Origin of the sequence: Burkholderia sp. Nafp2/4-1b (assembly GCF_003635165.1) — a bacterium.
GTDB lineage: Bacteria > Pseudomonadota > Gammaproteobacteria > Burkholderiales > Burkholderiaceae > Burkholderia.
The window spans coordinates 661,543-676,827 of sequence record NZ_ML058597.1 but is presented as its reverse complement, the minus strand read 5'-3'; the positions used below and the strand labels follow the sequence as shown (position 1 = coordinate 676,827).

Below are 15,285 nucleotides of genomic sequence, written 5' to 3'. Positions count from 1 at the left end.
CGTCAGCTCCCGTACACGCGCTGCGCGGGCCGTGCGCCCGCGAGCAGTTGCGCGACGGCCGGACCGACCTCGGCGGGCGCCCAGCGCGCGCCCCGATCGACGCTCGGGCCGGTGCGCCAGCCTTCGGCGACCGCGATCATCCCGCCCGCGACCTCGAACACCTGGCCCGTCACGTCGGCCGACAGCGCGCTGCCGAGCCAGACGACGAGCGGTGCGACGTTGGCCGGATCGAAATAGTCGAAGCCGCCGTCCTCGGGCTTCTTCATCATGTCGGCGAACACGCCTTCGGTCATCGACGTGCGTGCTGCCGGCGCGAGGGCGTTCACGCGCACACCGTAGCGCTGCAGCTCGACCGCCTGCATCAGCGTGAGCGCCGCGATGCCGGCCTTTGCCGCGCCGTAGTTCGACTGGCCAATCGACCCTTGCAGCCCGGCGCCGGAAGTCGTGTTGACGATGCGCGCATCGATCGGGTTGCCAGCCTTCGCCGCATCGCGCCACGCGCGCGCCAGCACGTTCGACAAACAGAAGTGGCCGCGCAGGTGCACGCGCATCACGTCGTCCCAGTCGGTTTCGGTCATGCTCGTGAACATCTTGTCGCGGCAGATGCCCGCGTTGTTGACGAGCACGTGGACGTCGCCGAATGCGTCGCGTGCCGCATCGACGATCCGCTGCGCGGTGTCGAGCTTCGTGATGTCGTCGGCGTTCGCAAGCGCGCGGCCGCCGCGCTGCTTGATCTCGTCGCACACCGCCTGCGCAGCCTCGTGCCGGATGTCGTTGACGACGACCGCCGCGCCTTCGGCCGCGAACGCGAGCGCGTATTCGCGCCCGAGCCCGCCGCCCGCGCCGGTGATGATGACGGTGCGTCCGTTACAGATTCCCATGCCGGTGTCTCCTGAATCGAGAGATCGTGAAAGTGACGCGCTCACAGGCGCTCGATGATGGTGACGTTCGCGAGACCGCCGCCCTCGCACATCGTCTGCAGCCCGTAGCGGCCGCCGGTGCGCTCCAGTTCGTGCAGCAGCGTCGTCATCAGCCGCGCGCCGGTCGCGCCGAGCGGATGACCGAGCGCGATCGCGCCGCCGTTCGGGTTGGTCTTTTCGTGCGGGAAGCGCGTGTCCGCGAGCCACGCTTGCGCGACCGACGCGAACGCCTCGTTCAACTCGACGACGTCGATCTGCGCCAGGTCCAGGCCGCTCTTCTTCAGCGCGGCCCTGGTCGCCGGGATCGGCGCGGTGAGCATCCACAGCGGATCGTCGCCGAGCACGCTCAGGTGATGGATCCGGGCGCGCGGCGTGAGGCCGTAGCGCTTCAACGCATCCTCCGACACGATCAGCAGCGCCGCGGCCGCATCGCAGGTCTGGCTCGCGACGGCGGCCGTCAGCGAGCCACCCGGTGCGAGCGGCTCCAGGGTCGCCATCTTTGCGAGCGACGTGTCGGGGCGCGGCGTCTCGTCGTGGAACACGCCTTCGAACGGCACGATTTCCCGCTTGAAATGGCCGGCCTCGATCGCCGCGATCGCGCGGCGGTGGCTCTCCAGCGCATAGCGCTCCATCGCGTCGCGCGACAGGTTCCAGTGATCGGCGATGCGCTGCGCGGCGGCGAACTGCGACACCGGCGCGTCGCCGAAGCGCGCGCGCCACCCGGCGCTGCCCGAGAACGGATCGGTGAAGCCCAGCGGCGCCGCGCAGGTCATCGCCGACGAGATCGGGATCTGCGTCATCGTCTGCACGCCGCCCGCGACGACGACGTCCTGCACGCCGCTCATCACCGCCTGCGCGGCAAAGTGCACGGCCTGCTGCGACGAGCCGCACTGGCGGTCGACTGTCACGCCCGGCACCTGCAGCGGCAGCCCGGCCGCGAGCCAGCAAGTGCGCGCGATGTTGCCCGCGAGCGGGCCGATCGTGTCGACGCAGCCGAACACCACGTCGTCGTATTCGTCGGCGGGAATCGCATTGCGTTCGACGAGCGTCTTCAGCACGAAGCCGCCGAGGTCCGCCGCATGCACGTGCGCGAGCCCGCCCTTGCGGCGGCCGGTCGGCGTGCGCAGCGCGTCGACGATATAGGCTTGTTTCATTAGTTCGTTTCCTCGAAATCGAAGGTCTGCGCGGGGCCGATCGGCAATGCGTCGCCGAGGATCGCGTCGGCCACGCGGGCCTTGTGGAACGCGGTGTCGCCCCAGCTGCCGGAGAGCGCCCAGATCCGCTTCATGAAGATCTGCAGGTCGAGCTCCCACGTGTAGCCGATCGCGCCGTGCACCTGCATCGTGTGGCGAGCGGCCAGCTGCGCGGCGGCGGTCGCCGCGAGCTTCGCGTGCGACACCAGCACCGCGCGCTGCGGGTGATCGTCGGCGAGCGCCTGCGCGGCGCGCGCGACCACCGGCCGCGCGAACTCGTAGCGGATCGCGACGTCGGCGAGCAGGTGCTTGAGCGCCTGGTACGAGCCGATCGCCTTGCCGAACTGCTTGCGCTGCGCGCTGTAGTCGATCGCGACGTCGAGCACGCGCTGCGTGAGGCCGAGCAGCTGCGCGGCGACCGCGAACGCGCCATGGTCGAGCGCACGATTCAGCAACGGCCCAGCTTCGTCGGCGCTCGCGATGCGCGTGGCCGCCGACGGTTCCCAGTCGAGCGTGAACAGGCGCCGCGACGGGTCGACGCTGTCGACCGCCCGCCACGCGCACTGCGCGGGATCGACGCGGTGCAGCTCGCCGCGGTGCTCGCACAGCAATGCCTGCGCGACGTGCACGTCGGCCGCATACGGATTCACCGGATGCACGAGCGCGACCCGCGCACGCCCTTCGGCGATGTCGCGCAGCAGCGCATCGCGCCAGTCGCTCGCGGGCAGCCGTGCGAGCACGCCGGCCGACACGAGCGCCGTGTCGAGCAGCGGCTCGGGGCTGCCGAAGTAGCCGTAGGTCTGCGCGAGCAGCGCCCACTCGGCTTCGCTGAGGCCGAGGCCGCCGTGCGCTTCGGGCACCGACACGGCGGTCAGCCCCTGCGACGCGAACAGCGACCACAGCGCGTCGGAGCGGCCGGTCGGCGTGACCCACAGCTCGCGGATCAGCTCCGGGGTCATCTCGGTCATCAGCAGGCGCTTCACGCTGTCCGCGAGCGCCTCCTGGTCTTCATCGAATACGAAATCCATACGATGTCCGTTCAGTGAGGGGGGCGCCGGCGCGCTTACGCGCGCGGCATGCCGAGCATCCGTTCGGCGACGATGTTGCGCTGGATCTCGTTGGTGCCCGCGTAGATCGGGCCGGCCTGCGCGAACAGGAAGCCGTCGAGCCAGTGGCCGAGCGTCGCGTGCTGCGCGGCCGTCTGCGGGACGACCTCGCCGTGCGCGCCGAGGATGTCGAGCGCGGTCTGGTGCATCCGCAGGTCGAGCTCCGACCAGAACACCTTGTTGGTGCTCGACTCCGCGCCGATATGGCCGCCCTTCAGCAACCGGCTCGCGGTCGCGTAGGTCGACAGCGCGTACGCCTGTGCGTCCATCCACGCGGACACCACGCGTTCGCGCAGCGTCGGGTCTCGGTCCGCGCTGTCGCGATGCGCGAGATACAGGTCGCGCAGCGCCTGCGCGGTGCGCTGGAAGCGCGCGGGCGAGCGCAGCATCAGCCCGCGCTCGAAGCCGGCCGTCGCCATCGCGACCTGCCAGCCCGCGCCTTCCGCCGCGAGCCGGTTCTCGACCGGCACGCGCACGTCGTCGAAGAAGATTTCCGCGAAGCCCGTCTGCCCGTTCAGTTGACGGATCGGCCGCACCGTGATGCCCGGCGTCGACAGCGGCACCATCAGGAACGTGAGCCCGTGGTGGCGCGACGATTCCGGATCGCTGCGGAACAGCCCGAACAGCCAGTCAGCCCACACCGCGCGGGTCGACCAGATCTTCTGGCCGTTGAGCACGTACTCGTCGCCGATGCGGATCGCCGTCGTGCGGATCGCGGCCATGTCCGAGCCCGCGTTCGGCTCCGACCAGCCCTGCGCCCACACGTGCTCGCCCGCCGCCATCGCGGGCAGGAAGCGCGCCTTCTGCGCGTCGGTGCCGAAATCCATCAGCGTCGGCCCGAGCAGGAAGATGCCGTTCTGGTTCACGCGCATCGGTGCGTCCGCGCGCCAGTACTCTTCCTCGAAGATCAGCCACTCGATCAGGTCGCAGCCGCGCCCGCCCAGCTCCCGCGGCCACGTGACCATGCTCCAGCGGCCCGAATGCAGCGTGCGCTCCCATTCGCGATGCGCGGCGAAGCCTTCCTCGGTATCGAAGCTCGGCAGCCGCTCGCGCGGGACGTGCGCGGCGAGCCATTCGCGGATTTCCGCGCGGAATGCCTGTTGCTGCGGCGTATAGGTGAGGTTCATGCGCGGGCCTCCTCGGCGCTGGCTTGCGCGTCGAACCGCGCGTCGCGCTTCTCGACGAAAGCGGCGCGCGCCTCCGTCGAGTCGTTGGTCATGTACGCCTGCAGCGTGAAGCCCTGCTCCCAGCGGTACTTGTCCTCGAGGTCGCCGTCCTCGACGCCGTTCAGCGCCTCCTTCGCGAGCCGCACCATCGCCGGGCTCTTCTCCGCGATCTTGCGGGCGATCGCGAGCGCCGCATCGCGCAGCGCGTCGCGCGCCACGACCTGCTCGACCGCGCCGAGCCGATACGCTTCGGCCGCGTCGATCATGTCGCCGGTGAAGTACATCGCGCGCACCTTCTGCACGCCGAACAAGCGCTGCAGATGCGCGCCGCCGCCCATCGCGCCGCGGTCGATTTCCGGCACGCCGAAGCTTGCGCAATCGGCCGCGACGACGATATCCGCCGCACCGCAGATGCCGATCCCGCCGCCGAGCACGAAACCGTGCACGGCCGCGATCACCGGCTTCGGGTTGCGGTGCACCGCGCGAAACGTCTCGTAGTTGCCCGCGTTGACCGACACGATCCGCTCCGGATGCGCGGCCAGCTCCTTGATGTCGACGCCCGCGCAGAAGCCGCGGCCTTCGCCGCGCACGACGATCACGCGTACGTCGTCGTCCTCGCCGAGCGCGTCGAGCGCACGCGCGAGCGCATGCCAGCCCTGCGCGTCGAGCGCGTTCACGGGCGGATGGGCGATCACCAGTTCGGCGATGCCGTCGGCGCGCTCGATGCGGAACGGCGTCGCGCCGCCCGGTTGATTGGATGCAGTCATCTCCAAAGCCTCCCTGTGATGTTTTTCAAGCCGCCTGGGTCGCTGCCGCGCCGCGCATGGCGGCCAGCGCGTCCAGCCGCTCGCCGGCTTCCGCGACGATCCGTGCAATCAGTGCGTCGCACGATTCGATCGCGCCGATCATCGCGGCCACCTGGCCGCTCGGCAGCACGCCTTCGTCCGGGCGGCCCTCGACGATCGCGCGCTGGATCAGGAATGGCGCGTTCGCCGCCATCAGCGTCTGGCTCGCCGTGTAGTCATGCGAGCGCAACGCCTTGATCGCGAGGCCCAGCATGTCGCCCGTGCTCAGCCCGTTCTGGCGGCGCCACGCTTCGGCCGTCTTCAGCGCGAACCACGTGCGGCGCAGCGGGCCAAAGCGTTCGAGCTTCAGCAGATACGGGTTGTCGATCATCCGTTGCGGCAGCCCGTCGAGCGCGTCCGACACGCGAATCCGCGCCGGGTCGCCGACCGCGACGTACCGCTCGAGTGTTTCGCGCGGCACCGGCGATTCGGCGCTCATCAGGAAACGCGTGCCCATCGCGATGCCGGCCGCGCCGTACGCGAGCGCGGCCGCCAGCCCGCGCCCGTCGAAGAACCCACCGGCCGCGACGACCGGCACGCGCACCGCGTCGAGCACCTTCGGCAGCAGCAGCGTGGTCGGCACCGCGCCCGTGTGGCCGCCGCCTTCCGCGCCCTGCACCGTCACGATGTCCGCGCCGAGTTCGACCGCCTTCGCCGCATGCTTCGGCGCGCCGACGGTCGGCATGCAGACGATGCCGGCGTCCTTGAAGCGGCGGATCGTCTTCGCGTCCGGCCCACGGCCGTAGCTGACCGCGCGCAGCCGGTGCGCGATCGCGAGATCGACCACCTGCGCGGCGTTCTTCTGGAACATGTGAAAGTTGATCCCGAACGGCTTGTCGGTCAGCGACTTCACCTTCAGGATCTCGGCCTCGACCTGTTCGGGCTCGAGCGTCGCGCCGGCCAGGAAACCGAAGCCGCCCGCGTTCGCGGTTGCCGCGACGAGCCGCGCGTCGGCCACCCACCCCATCGCGGTCTGCACGATCGGGTAGCGGCAGCCGAGCAGGTCGCACAGCGGCGTATGCAGCGGGCTGTGAAGCGAGCCATCAAGCGTCGTGCTCATGCGGCGGCTCCGTTGACGGCCACCGGTACGGGTTCGGCCGGTGCGGCGCCGTCGTGCGGCTCAGGCTTGCGCTGCGAGCTGGCCATCTTGCGCGCGTCGTAGCCGCCGAGGCGATCGCCGCTGACGAGCTCGTTGTGCGCATGCGCGAAGTGATGCCACGCGAACGCCGCATCCATCGCCGCGCGCTTGCCCTGCAGTTCTTCGACGTGGTTCAGCGCCTGCTTGGTCAGCGCCAGGCCGAGGCGCGGCATCGTCGCGATCTTCGTGGCGATCGCGTAGGTCGCGTCGCGCAGCCGCTCGCGCGGCACCACGCGGTTGACCATCCCCATCTGGTACGCGCGCTCGGCCGGCATCCGCTCGCCGAGGAACAGGAACTCCTTGGCGATGCGCGGGTTCAGCTCGTACGCATGCGCGAAATACTCGACGCCCGGAATCCCCATCCGCACGACCGGATCCGCGAAGAACGCATCCTCCGACGCGACGATCAGGTCGCACACCCACGCGAGCATCAGCCCGCCAGCGATGCACGCGCCCTGCACCATCGCGATGGTCGGCTTCGGCAAATCGCGCCAGCGCCGGCACATCCCGAGGTACACCTCCTGCTCGCGTGCATAGAGGAATTCGCCGCCTTCCTTGTCGACGTGGTCGTACCACAGCGACGCGCGGTCGAACGACTCGTGGATGTCGCGGCCCGGCGTGCCGATGTCGTGCCCCGCCGAGAAATGCTTGCCGGCGCCCGCGAGCACGATCGCTTTCACCGCGTCGTCGTGCGCGGCGCGCCGGAACGCCGCGTCGAGCGCATACGTCATCTTCGAGTTCTGCGCGTTGTGATACTCGGGGCGGTTCATCGTGATCGTCGCGATGCCGTCCTCGACCGCGTAATCGACGACACCGTCGCCGAACGTCATCTGGGTCGCTTCCATGTCGGACCTCATCCGCGGCGCGGCGCCGGATTGTTGCGCACGATCGTCGCGCGCAGGTTGTGAGGGTCGAGCGCACGCACGATGCGCAGGTCTTCCGCGCTCGGCGCGGCCGTCGTGCCGAGTTCCGGATGCGCGAGCAGCTGGAAGCCGGTCGCGTCCTGCACCTCGTCGAAGCTCACGCCCGGATGCAGCGAACGCACGCGGATCGCGTGGTCCGGCCCGCCGAAATCCATCACGCACAGATCGGTGACGATGCTGCGCAGGTCGACGAAGGTCTTCATGCCCGGCAGCCGGCGCGCCGGGTTGTAGCCGACCGTGCAGACCATGTCGACTTCGCCGTCGACGAACGTGCGCTTGCCGTGGCCGCTGACGAAGAACGAGTTCGCGTGGTTCGTCGAGTTGCCGGGAAAGCCGCGCGCGCCGAGCAGCTGGGTTTTCGGACGCGCGTAGTCGTCGCCGAGCCAGGAGATGTTCGCCTGGCCGAAGCGGTCGATCTGCGTCGGCATCACGAGCGCATGGCGGCGGCCGTGCCACAGGCAGTCGAACACGCGTTCGTAGGTCATCCAGCCGCTCGCCTTCACGCGATAGCCGTCGGGGCGCGCCCCAAGCGGGATCGGCTCCTCGACGAGATACGCTTCGCCGTCGGTCAGCATCAGCCCGTTGTTGTACGCAAGCCGTGCGAGGCCGGCCGCAAGGCGCGGGCCCGTGCCGATGCCGGTAGCCAGCACTTCGCCGTCGTCGCGCCAGAGTCGTGCGGACGCGACGATCATCAGTTCCGCGAGGGAATGGTCGAGAGATTCGCTCACAGGCGCTCCTTTACAGAATCGGCAACGGCAGCGTCGTCACGTGCGACAGGCCGCCGACGCCTTCGAGGTACTGGCGTTCGTCCTGGCCGACCACGTCGCGCAGGTACGCCGCCGTCTTCGCATCGTCTTCCGCGCTCGCGCAGTACGCGCGCAGGTGCGGCAGGTCCCAGCCGTAGTCGGGCCCGCACGACGTCGGATGCGCGCCGCCCGTTGCGTGCACGACGCCCGTGACGAGCGAGCGTTCGAACGGGTTGCGGCGCGCGGCGTCGAGATCGTCGGTCGCGAGCGATGCGTCGACCTTCTCCGCCGACACGTAGCAGCGCTGCGCGGCGCGCGCCATCCAGGCATCGAAGAACGGATCGGGGCCATCGATGCGCGTATTGCCCATGCGGTCGGCCACATTCGCGTGCAGCAGCGCGACGTCGAGTTCGATCGCCGGCATCGCGAGCAGCGTCTCGCCGTCGTCGTACGGCGACTGCACGGTGCGCAGCTGCGGCGCGTGATCGAGCAGCGCGGTACCGAGGCCGGCGCGCGTCGGCAGGAACGGCAGGCGTGCGGCAGCCGCACGCAGGCCGAGCTGCAGCATCCCTTCGTCGAGCTCCAGCACGTCGATGCGGCCCTGTTCGCGGGCCCGCCGGAAATGCGGTTCGAGCGGGATCACGTCGAGCGACACGAAGCCGAACACCGCCTTGCGCACCTTGCCGGCAGCGCACAGCAGGCCGATGTCGGCGCCGCCGTACGCGACGATCGTCAGGTCCTTCAGATTCGAGCGCGCGATCTCGCGCACCAGCGCCATCGGCTTGCGCCGCGGCCCCCATCCGCCGATGCCGATCGTCATGCCGTCGGCGAGTTGCGCGACCACGTCGCGCGCGGACATCGTCTTGTCGAGAGGTTTCATCGTCATCGTGCTGGCTTACCGGTATCCGATGCTGAAATCGTGGCCCCACTGGCTCACCTTGGTGGCCTCGAATACCGCGTGCTTCGACCAGTCGACCGTGAGGCCGCCGAAGCCGAATTCGAGATCGAAGCCGCCGGGGGTCTTCATGTAGAACGAGATCATCTGGTCGTTGCAGTGCCGGCCGAGCGTCGCCGACATCTTCACGTCGTGCGCGGCGACCCGGTCCAGCGCGCGGCCGACTTCGTCCATCGAGTCGACTTCGGCCATCACGTGCACGCAGCCCGACGGCACGGCCATCTCGAACAGCGCGAGGCTGTGATGGCGCGCGTTGCGGCAGTGCATGAAGTGGATGCGCTTCTCGGGTTCGGCGGGATCGGGCGTGAACTTCACGCGGTAGATGTCGGACAGCTCGAAGCCGAGCACGCCGCGCACGAATGCGTCGGTCGCGTCGAACTGCGGCGCGGGCAGCACCGCGTGGCCGAGTCCCATGTCGCCGGTGACGAAGCGCGCCACGCCCAGCGGCGATACGAAGCGGCGGAAGTCGCAGCGTGCGCCCCAGTAGAGTTCGTGGCGGTTGCCGGACGGATCGGTACACCACGCCATCGCCTGCACGCGGCGCAGCGCGGCTTCGTCGCGCGTGGCGCGCACGGCTTCCACGCCTGCCTGCTGCAGTGCGGCCAGTGCGGCGTCGAACGCGGCGCCGTCGGGCAGCTCCCAGCCCGACGCGAAATAGCGATCGAACGTACCGGGGACGATCACGTAGCGGAAATCGCGCTCGTCCATCTTCAGGTACAGCGCGCCGTCCGGCGCGTCGAGCGCCTGCATGCCCAGCACGTCTTGCGCGTAGCGGCGCCACGCATCGACGCGGGTCGCCTCGACCACGACGTAGCCGAGCGCACGGACATCGATCATGTCGGCCTCCTCCAGGTTCAGAATCCGTTGTTCGTGAAAGGATTCTGGCCGGTCGGGGATGGCGTCACATCGTCTGTTGGGACGAGAGCCGGTGGGTCTTTTGGGACGAGACCGGCTGGGAAGGCGTGTGGATTCGGATGCGTACTAAAGCCCGGTGACACGGGCGGCACGCTGGCGATGCGCGCGATCGAGAAGGCGCACGAAGGAAGCCCGACTGCGGCGGCAGGTTGCCGCGATGGCGGCGACCGAAGTCAGTCGAACGGGTTCAGCAGCCGCACGCCGGTGCGGGCGAAATCGTCGACATTGCGCGTGACGACCGTGAGATCGTTGATCAGCGCGGTGGCCGCGATCAGCTTGTCGAGTGCGTGCGCCGGGTCAGGCACGCGCAAATGGCCCCACATCTGGCTGGTTTCGATATCGACCGGCAGGATGTTCGACGCATAGCCGGCCAGGATCGTCGCCATCCACGCCTCGAGCGCCGACGCCTGCGGGTGATCGCCGCGATGCCGGATCAGGTCGACGCCGCGCCGCAGTTCGGCCACCGTCACGACCGACAGGTAAAGCGGACTCGCGTCGGCCTCGGCCTGCCTGAAGAACGCGCGCACGCCGCGGTTGGTTCGCTTGCCCTTCCTGATCTCGCTGATGACGTTGGTATCAATCAAAAACACGCCTGACCTCGCCGGAATCCTGAACACGTTGGAAATCCGCGTCTTCGCCGACATCCGGCATGCTCATCAGCACCTGCGCGAATGTCCGTCGCTTCGGCCGGCCGAGCGCATCGGCCAGAATGGCCCGATGTTCGGCCTCGGCGCTCCGGCCGTTGGCCGCGGCCTGCTCGCGCAGGCTCTGAACGATACTGTCATCCACGTTACGCACCAGAAGATTTGCCATGATTGCCTCCATACAGGTTGCTATCAATGATAGCGCTGCGGCGGTGAATTGCAAGCATTGCTATCATCGATGTGACCGGATGGAGGATGGAGTCGGCGTTGGCCGGCGGCAACGGGCCGCACGAATGCGTGCACGCTGCGCGGCCGGCGCGACGCGTCGAACTGCTGGTGCACAAGGTAAGTCGGATCGCACCGGCGCAAAAGACGGCCGAATGGCCATTCACTGCCGGGATGATCCGGCAGGCGCGCGTGGTCCGGCGCGCCGCGGCGTCGATTCAGACGCGCGCCGTACGATCACAGCCAGCACCGCGACGAGAATCGCGGACGCGACCGGCCAGCCCGTGCCGCTGATCATCGCCACGAATGCCTGGAGCGGCGCGATCCAGACGAGCGCCACGACGATTACCTCGAGCCGGTTTCGATCACCCCGCGCCCTTTTATCCGTTGACGTACAGGCAACGCACGCCGTGTCGAAACATCATGTTGCATCTCTGTACGGCATGCAGTCGCGACCGTTTGATACCATCGATGCACAAGACCGGCGATCGAACGCCGCACGAAGCGCGCAGAAGACCTTGCCTCGACGCGGACCCTCCGTGCCTGAAATCCCGATCCAAGCGATCCAAGACACGAGACGCCCTTCAGTGGACCTGATTACGCCCTCTCTGGATACCCTGTTTTCCCCGCCCCCCGACGAACTCTACTTTCCGGCCTGCCTGGCGGCCGTGGCGATCGTTGCGTGGCTCGCCGCCAGGCACGTACCGTTCTACCGGTCGGCCGTCGACAAGTCGCTGTCGATGCGCTATGACAACCTCGACGGGTTCCGCGGCATCCTCGCGACCTCGGTCGTGTTTCATCACTTCGCATGCAACATCGGCTTGCTGGCGACCGGGGTCTGGGGGGCCACCTCCGACTTCCTGCGCAATCTCGGCACCATTCCGGTCGCGATGTTCTTCATGGTCACCGGCTTCCTGTTCTGGGAACGCGCGTGCAAGGGCACGTTCGACGTGCGAACCTTCTTCGTCGGGCGCGTGCGGCGTCTCGCGCCGCTCTACCTCTTTTACGCGATCGTCATCGTCGCATGCACGTTGTACTGGTTTCCCGGCAACGTCGTCGACGCGCCGGTCGCGCGGCTCGTCGAACTGCTCAAGGCCGTCTCGCTCGGCTGGTTCGGCGCCTTCCCGGTCAACGGCGCGGCGCAAACCAGCTATCTGAGCGGCGTCTGGTGGACGCTCGCCTACGAATGGCGGTTCTACGTCGCCCTTCCGTTTCTCGCGTGGTTCGTCGCCACGCATGCATGGCGCAAGCTGATCGCGCTCGCGGTCGTCACGACCTGCGCCGCGCTGTTCGGACCGCCGGGCGGGATGGCCCTGCTGTTCGCGTTCGGCGCGCTCGCGTTCGAGAGCGCGCGGCATCCCGCGATCCGCGCGCTGCTCGGCACGAAATCCGCAGCCACCGTCGCGCTGCTGATTCTCGCCGCCGCCCCTTACCCAACCGAGCGCTATTCGCTCGAAGGCGCGCTGCCGCTGCTCCCCGTGTTCCTCTGCGTCGCGTGCGGGAACACGTTCTACGGCGTGCTCACGACCCGTCCGCTCGCGTTGCTCGGCACCGCCAGCTTCAGCATCTACATGATCCACATGGTGATCGTGTACATCCTCATCCGCGCATTCAACAAGTTCGTGATCCCGATCAATTCCGTCGACGACTCCAGCATCTGGGCGCTGTCGCTCGCATGCGCGCTGGTGTCCGTCTTCTGCGCGCTGCTGACCTACCGCTACATCGAGCATCCGTTCATCGCGAAGCGCAGCACACCGCGCGCGCTCCGCCGGGAGGTCGAAACCGCGCGTGAGCAACGTACGGCCGTGCTGTGACACACGTTCAACACTGCCTCTAGGTGAAGCGCGCCCGTTTGGTACTTCCGCGCTGGAGCAACGATGCGTACTCGTGCAATTCTCGCGGCGCGATGTCGAAGGCCCGACGAAATGCGCGCGTAAAGCTCGACGCATCATTGAAACCCAACCCGGAGGCTACGTCCTGTACCGCCATATGCGGAAAGCGCACCAGTTCATCGGCCGCCATTCTCAGCCTGCGGTTGCGGATATAGGCAGCCAGGCCGCCTTCATGCTCGAACAGGCGATACACGCTGGCACGTGACAGATGTAGCGATGCCAATACGCTGTCAGGCGATAAATTCGGATCATGCAGATTTGCATCTACATGCCGCCGCACTTGCCCGTAAACAGCAGCGCGTACCGCGGCGCGAGCGTCACCGGCAAGACCCGCTTGACGGCTGAAAGCTGCAACGATCAGATCTACAGCAGTGAGAAAAGACTGATGTGCTTCCTGCTTGCTCAGTCCGACGATGCGCCTCCTGAGCGCCACCACATGCTCGATCAGCATGCGCGTCAGTGGGGTGGTCGCGTGAACCCAGCGGCCATGCAGGGAGGCTGCATCAGGGAATGACTTTTCCACCAAAGCGCGCGGCACGAAAAGCAGAAGTATCCGACCATGGAAGCTCCTGACTGTGCACGGTTGATCCATGTCCAGCGCGAGGATACTTGGCAGTTGCGGCATGTGCGGCACGTCGGACCGCGGTTTGCCGCCCAGGAACCGGGCCGGCGGCCCTTCAACAAATACGCTGAACGTGATGTCGCGAATGCTCTCGGTCGAAACCCGACCCAACGATCGCACGGCCAGGTTCGGCCCCGTGTGAAAGTCGAAGAGGCTCAGATTGTCGATGGTGTAACGGGACAGCGATGCATCGAACGTATCTTCGGCTTGCTTCGACGAAGGCCGGATGTCGTAGACAGGACTCATGCGCTCCTGCCACGCATGGAAGCTGCGACGGGCGTCGCCTTGAACGCTGAAATGGCTATGCGCGATGCCTGGCGCGAGCGTGGGCGGCAACAGCAATCCGCCCAACGGTGTCGCCGTGTGTACCGGGTCGTCGTTCAATGCAGCGCTCATTGCTGATTTTCATCCGGTTTTGATCCGTCCCGCGCGGCCGAATTTTATATTGAGCCAATGGCCGGCCCGGAACGCGCTAGCGTGGCATGTCTAGCATAAAAGGCGTACTTTGCCGCAGCGCACGGAAGACGGCTTTGCGCCAAGTCAATCGTTTCAGTCCCGAAAACGCCAAGCGCTCCTGAACGGGTCGACTATCGGTCAGCGCCCGTATCCGACACAAGCCGAAAAAAAACAAATCGTGACGGCAATCGTTTGCGAATTGGAGTTCCACATCGTGCCGCAAAGCCGGCCGAATCGCCCCATTTCTCAGACAATTTGACGAGGTCCTGCTCGGCCGAAAGTGCAGCCCTCACTTATGCATGAAGATCCACATTTCTTGAGACGGAGTGTCAAGCCGCCCCGACCGCCGCTCATAGAATTCTTGGGCCGTCCGTACATGGGGATCCGCCTGTTTCAGGCGGCCACGGGGCTGTCCGATTCTGCCACCTGATCGTTGCCGTGGGTCGCCCGGATAGCCTGCGTCAACGGGTTCGCGTTGCAGAACCCGGAGCGGACCTCTGCCGGTCAACGACATCCTGGGGAATGACCATGGAACTGGAGCATGCCACGCTGCGCTGCTCGCGCAAGCCCGCTGCACGGGCACCGACGCGGGTCGACATTGCACTATCCAATGGATTTGCGCTGCACGATGTCGCGGCGATCATCGAGATTTTTCATAAGGCAAGTGCGCTGACTGCATCTCGTCCTTCAGGAGAGACGCGCTACGACGTAGCGTTGGTCTCCGCCGCTGGCGGACGCATTGCCACCTCTTCATTGGTCTTCGTCTGGACGGAACGGATCGATTCGCGGCGGCGCCTGGACGGCAAGCACATCGTGTTCGTCGCCGGCGGAGCAGACGCTCATCTGGCTTGTCAGGACAAGCGGCTGATCGATTGGCTGCGCCGCAAGCATCCGTTTTGCGAAGGCGTTCATCCGATCGCTGAAGGAAAGCATCTTCTGGATGCGGCGGGCCTTCTGAGCGGATTTCGTGCCGCCAACGAATCTCCAGATATATCCGCTAACGGGTCGCCGAGCGGCGAGCCTGACGCCGTTCGCACGGCGTTGCGAATCGTCGGAGACGACTTGGGCGAAGATCTCGCGAGGCATGTGTCCGGGTCTCTGGCTGCACCGGCGCCTACACCGATCGCTTTGCCCGTTGCGGCGAGCATGGCGCCACGCGTGAGCGAGCAGATCACGGCATCCGCGCGCTGGTTGGAGGCGAACGTCGACCGCCCTGTCTTGATCGACGACGCGGCGCAGGTCGCCGCCATGAGCGAGCGCAATTTCCTGCGAAGGTTCAAGAGCGAGATCGGCATGACGCCATCCGACTATCTGCTGCGCGCGCGCCTGAACATGAGTTGCAAGATGCTGGTGGAGTCGAGTTTGCCTGTCGACAAGGTCGCGCGTCGCTGCGGCATCAATAGTGGCGCGCAATTGGCGAGGCTGTTCAGAAAATACCTGTCGACAACGCCGACCGAGTACCGCGCGCGTAACGACGCGATGACCAGCGTCGCGTGAGCCAATCGTTCAAGCGCGGCCGCCCATATCCATGCCGGACCA

15 protein-coding genes are annotated in these 15,285 nt (G+C 67.2%); 2 read left to right on the top strand and 13 right to left on the bottom strand.

Annotation, left to right across the window (positions count from 1 at the left end; all coding sequences use genetic code 11):
* Window positions 1-2: 2 nt before the first annotated feature.
* From C7H84_RS03160 to C7H84_RS03105, 12 genes are all read right to left on the bottom strand, one after another.
* Window positions 3-881 (bottom strand): SDR family oxidoreductase, encoded by an 879-nt coding sequence (locus C7H84_RS03160; RefSeq protein ID WP_121857370.1) that lies wholly within the window; start codon window positions 879-881, stop codon window positions 3-5.
* 41 nt (window positions 882-922) lie between these two features.
* The gene (locus tag C7H84_RS03155; protein ID WP_121857369.1) at window positions 923-2,074 is read right to left on the bottom strand and encodes an acetyl-CoA C-acetyltransferase; all 1,152 of its coding nucleotides are present in this window, start codon (window positions 2,072-2,074) and stop codon (window positions 923-925) included.
* Window positions 2,074-3,141 carry an acyl-CoA dehydrogenase family protein gene (locus C7H84_RS03150; protein WP_121857368.1) on the bottom strand — a complete coding sequence of 356 codons (1,068 nt, stop codon included), beginning with the start codon at window positions 3,139-3,141 and terminating at the stop codon, window positions 2,074-2,076. Before C7H84_RS03150 ends, C7H84_RS03155 begins: the two co-directional genes overlap by 1 nt.
* A gap of 35 nt (window positions 3,142-3,176) precedes the next feature.
* A complete protein-coding gene (locus C7H84_RS03145) occupies window positions 3,177-4,346 on the bottom strand; it encodes an acyl-CoA dehydrogenase family protein (RefSeq protein WP_121857367.1) in 1,170 nt (389 codons plus the stop codon).
* Window positions 4,343-5,152 (bottom strand): enoyl-CoA hydratase family protein, encoded by an 810-nt coding sequence (locus tag C7H84_RS03140; RefSeq protein WP_121857366.1) that lies wholly within the window; start codon window positions 5,150-5,152, stop codon window positions 4,343-4,345. The genes C7H84_RS03145 and C7H84_RS03140 overlap by 4 nt, the downstream gene beginning before the upstream one ends.
* Window positions 5,153-5,177: 25 nt before the next feature.
* Entirely contained in the window at window positions 5,178-6,290 is a 1,113-nt protein-coding gene (locus tag C7H84_RS03135) for a nitronate monooxygenase (RefSeq protein WP_121857365.1), read from the bottom strand.
* Window positions 6,287-7,213, bottom strand: coding sequence for an enoyl-CoA hydratase (locus C7H84_RS03130; RefSeq protein ID WP_121857364.1), 927 nt, complete (start codon window positions 7,211-7,213; stop codon window positions 6,287-6,289). Before C7H84_RS03130 ends, C7H84_RS03135 begins: the two co-directional genes overlap by 4 nt.
* Window positions 7,214-7,221: 8 nt before the next feature.
* A complete protein-coding gene (locus C7H84_RS03125; protein ID WP_121857363.1) occupies window positions 7,222-8,019 on the bottom strand; it encodes a ketoacid CoA transferase in 798 nt (265 codons plus the stop codon).
* A gap of 10 nt (window positions 8,020-8,029) precedes the next feature.
* Window positions 8,030-8,923 (bottom strand): CoA-transferase, encoded by an 894-nt coding sequence (locus C7H84_RS03120; RefSeq protein ID WP_121857362.1) that lies wholly within the window; start codon window positions 8,921-8,923, stop codon window positions 8,030-8,032.
* Window positions 8,924-8,932: 9 nt separating this feature from the next.
* On the bottom strand, window positions 8,933-9,829 hold the full coding sequence (locus tag C7H84_RS03115) for a VOC family protein (RefSeq protein WP_121857361.1): 897 nt from the start codon (window positions 9,827-9,829) through the stop codon (window positions 8,933-8,935).
* 251 nt (window positions 9,830-10,080) lie between these two features.
* Complete coding sequence (locus tag C7H84_RS03110; protein WP_240461950.1) at window positions 10,081-10,497, bottom strand: type II toxin-antitoxin system VapC family toxin; 417 nt, start codon at window positions 10,495-10,497, stop codon at window positions 10,081-10,083.
* Window positions 10,484-10,720, bottom strand: coding sequence for a DNA-binding protein (locus tag C7H84_RS03105; protein WP_014899176.1), 237 nt, complete (start codon window positions 10,718-10,720; stop codon window positions 10,484-10,486). Before C7H84_RS03105 ends, C7H84_RS03110 begins: the two co-directional genes overlap by 14 nt.
* A 643-nt stretch (window positions 10,721-11,363) precedes the next feature.
* Here C7H84_RS03105 and C7H84_RS03095 point away from each other — a divergent pair.
* A complete protein-coding gene (locus C7H84_RS03095) occupies window positions 11,364-12,590 on the top strand; it encodes an acyltransferase (protein WP_121857359.1) in 1,227 nt (408 codons plus the stop codon).
* A 19-nt stretch (window positions 12,591-12,609) separates the two neighbouring features.
* On the opposite strand, the gene C7H84_RS03090 is transcribed toward C7H84_RS03095, so the two are convergent.
* The gene (locus C7H84_RS03090; RefSeq protein ID WP_121857358.1) at window positions 12,610-13,686 is read right to left on the bottom strand and encodes a helix-turn-helix domain-containing protein; all 1,077 of its coding nucleotides are present in this window, start codon (window positions 13,684-13,686) and stop codon (window positions 12,610-12,612) included.
* A 582-nt stretch (window positions 13,687-14,268) separates the two neighbouring features.
* Between C7H84_RS03090 and C7H84_RS03085 the strand changes: the two genes are divergently transcribed.
* Window positions 14,269-15,243 carry a helix-turn-helix domain-containing protein gene (locus tag C7H84_RS03085; protein ID WP_346428366.1) on the top strand — a complete coding sequence of 325 codons (975 nt, stop codon included), beginning with the start codon at window positions 14,269-14,271 and terminating at the stop codon, window positions 15,241-15,243.
* The last annotated feature ends 42 nt before the right edge of the window (window positions 15,244-15,285 follow it).

Bases quoted from the DNA above. Each gene is read 5' to 3' on its own strand.
- C7H84_RS03150 (WP_121857368.1), bottom strand. From the start codon at position 3,141: ATGGATTTCGTATTCGATGAAGACCAGGAGGCGCTCGCGGACAGCGTG.
- C7H84_RS03115 (WP_121857361.1), bottom strand. From the start codon at position 9,829: ATGATCGATGTCCGTGCGCTCGGCTACGTCGTGGTCGAGGCGACCCGC.
- C7H84_RS03085 (WP_346428366.1), top strand. From the start codon at position 14,269: ATGACCATGGAACTGGAGCATGCCACGCTGCGCTGCTCGCGCAAGCCC.
- C7H84_RS03090 (WP_121857358.1), bottom strand. From the start codon at position 13,686: ATGAGCGCTGCATTGAACGACGACCCGGTACACACGGCGACACCGTTG.
- C7H84_RS03145 (WP_121857367.1), bottom strand. From the start codon at position 4,346: ATGAACCTCACCTATACGCCGCAGCAACAGGCATTCCGCGCGGAAATC.
- C7H84_RS03140 (WP_121857366.1), bottom strand. From the start codon at position 5,152: ATGACTGCATCCAATCAACCGGGCGGCGCGACGCCGTTCCGCATCGAG.
- C7H84_RS03160 (WP_121857370.1), bottom strand. From the start codon at position 881: ATGGGAATCTGTAACGGACGCACCGTCATCATCACCGGCGCGGGCGGC.
- C7H84_RS03135 (WP_121857365.1), bottom strand. From the start codon at position 6,290: ATGAGCACGACGCTTGATGGCTCGCTTCACAGCCCGCTGCATACGCCG.
- C7H84_RS03130 (WP_121857364.1), bottom strand. From the start codon at position 7,213: ATGGAAGCGACCCAGATGACGTTCGGCGACGGTGTCGTCGATTACGCG.
- C7H84_RS03120 (WP_121857362.1), bottom strand. From the start codon at position 8,923: ATGACGATGAAACCTCTCGACAAGACGATGTCCGCGCGCGACGTGGTC.
- C7H84_RS03105 (WP_014899176.1), bottom strand. From the start codon at position 10,720: ATGGCAAATCTTCTGGTGCGTAACGTGGATGACAGTATCGTTCAGAGC.
- C7H84_RS03155 (WP_121857369.1), bottom strand. From the start codon at position 2,074: ATGAAACAAGCCTATATCGTCGACGCGCTGCGCACGCCGACCGGCCGC.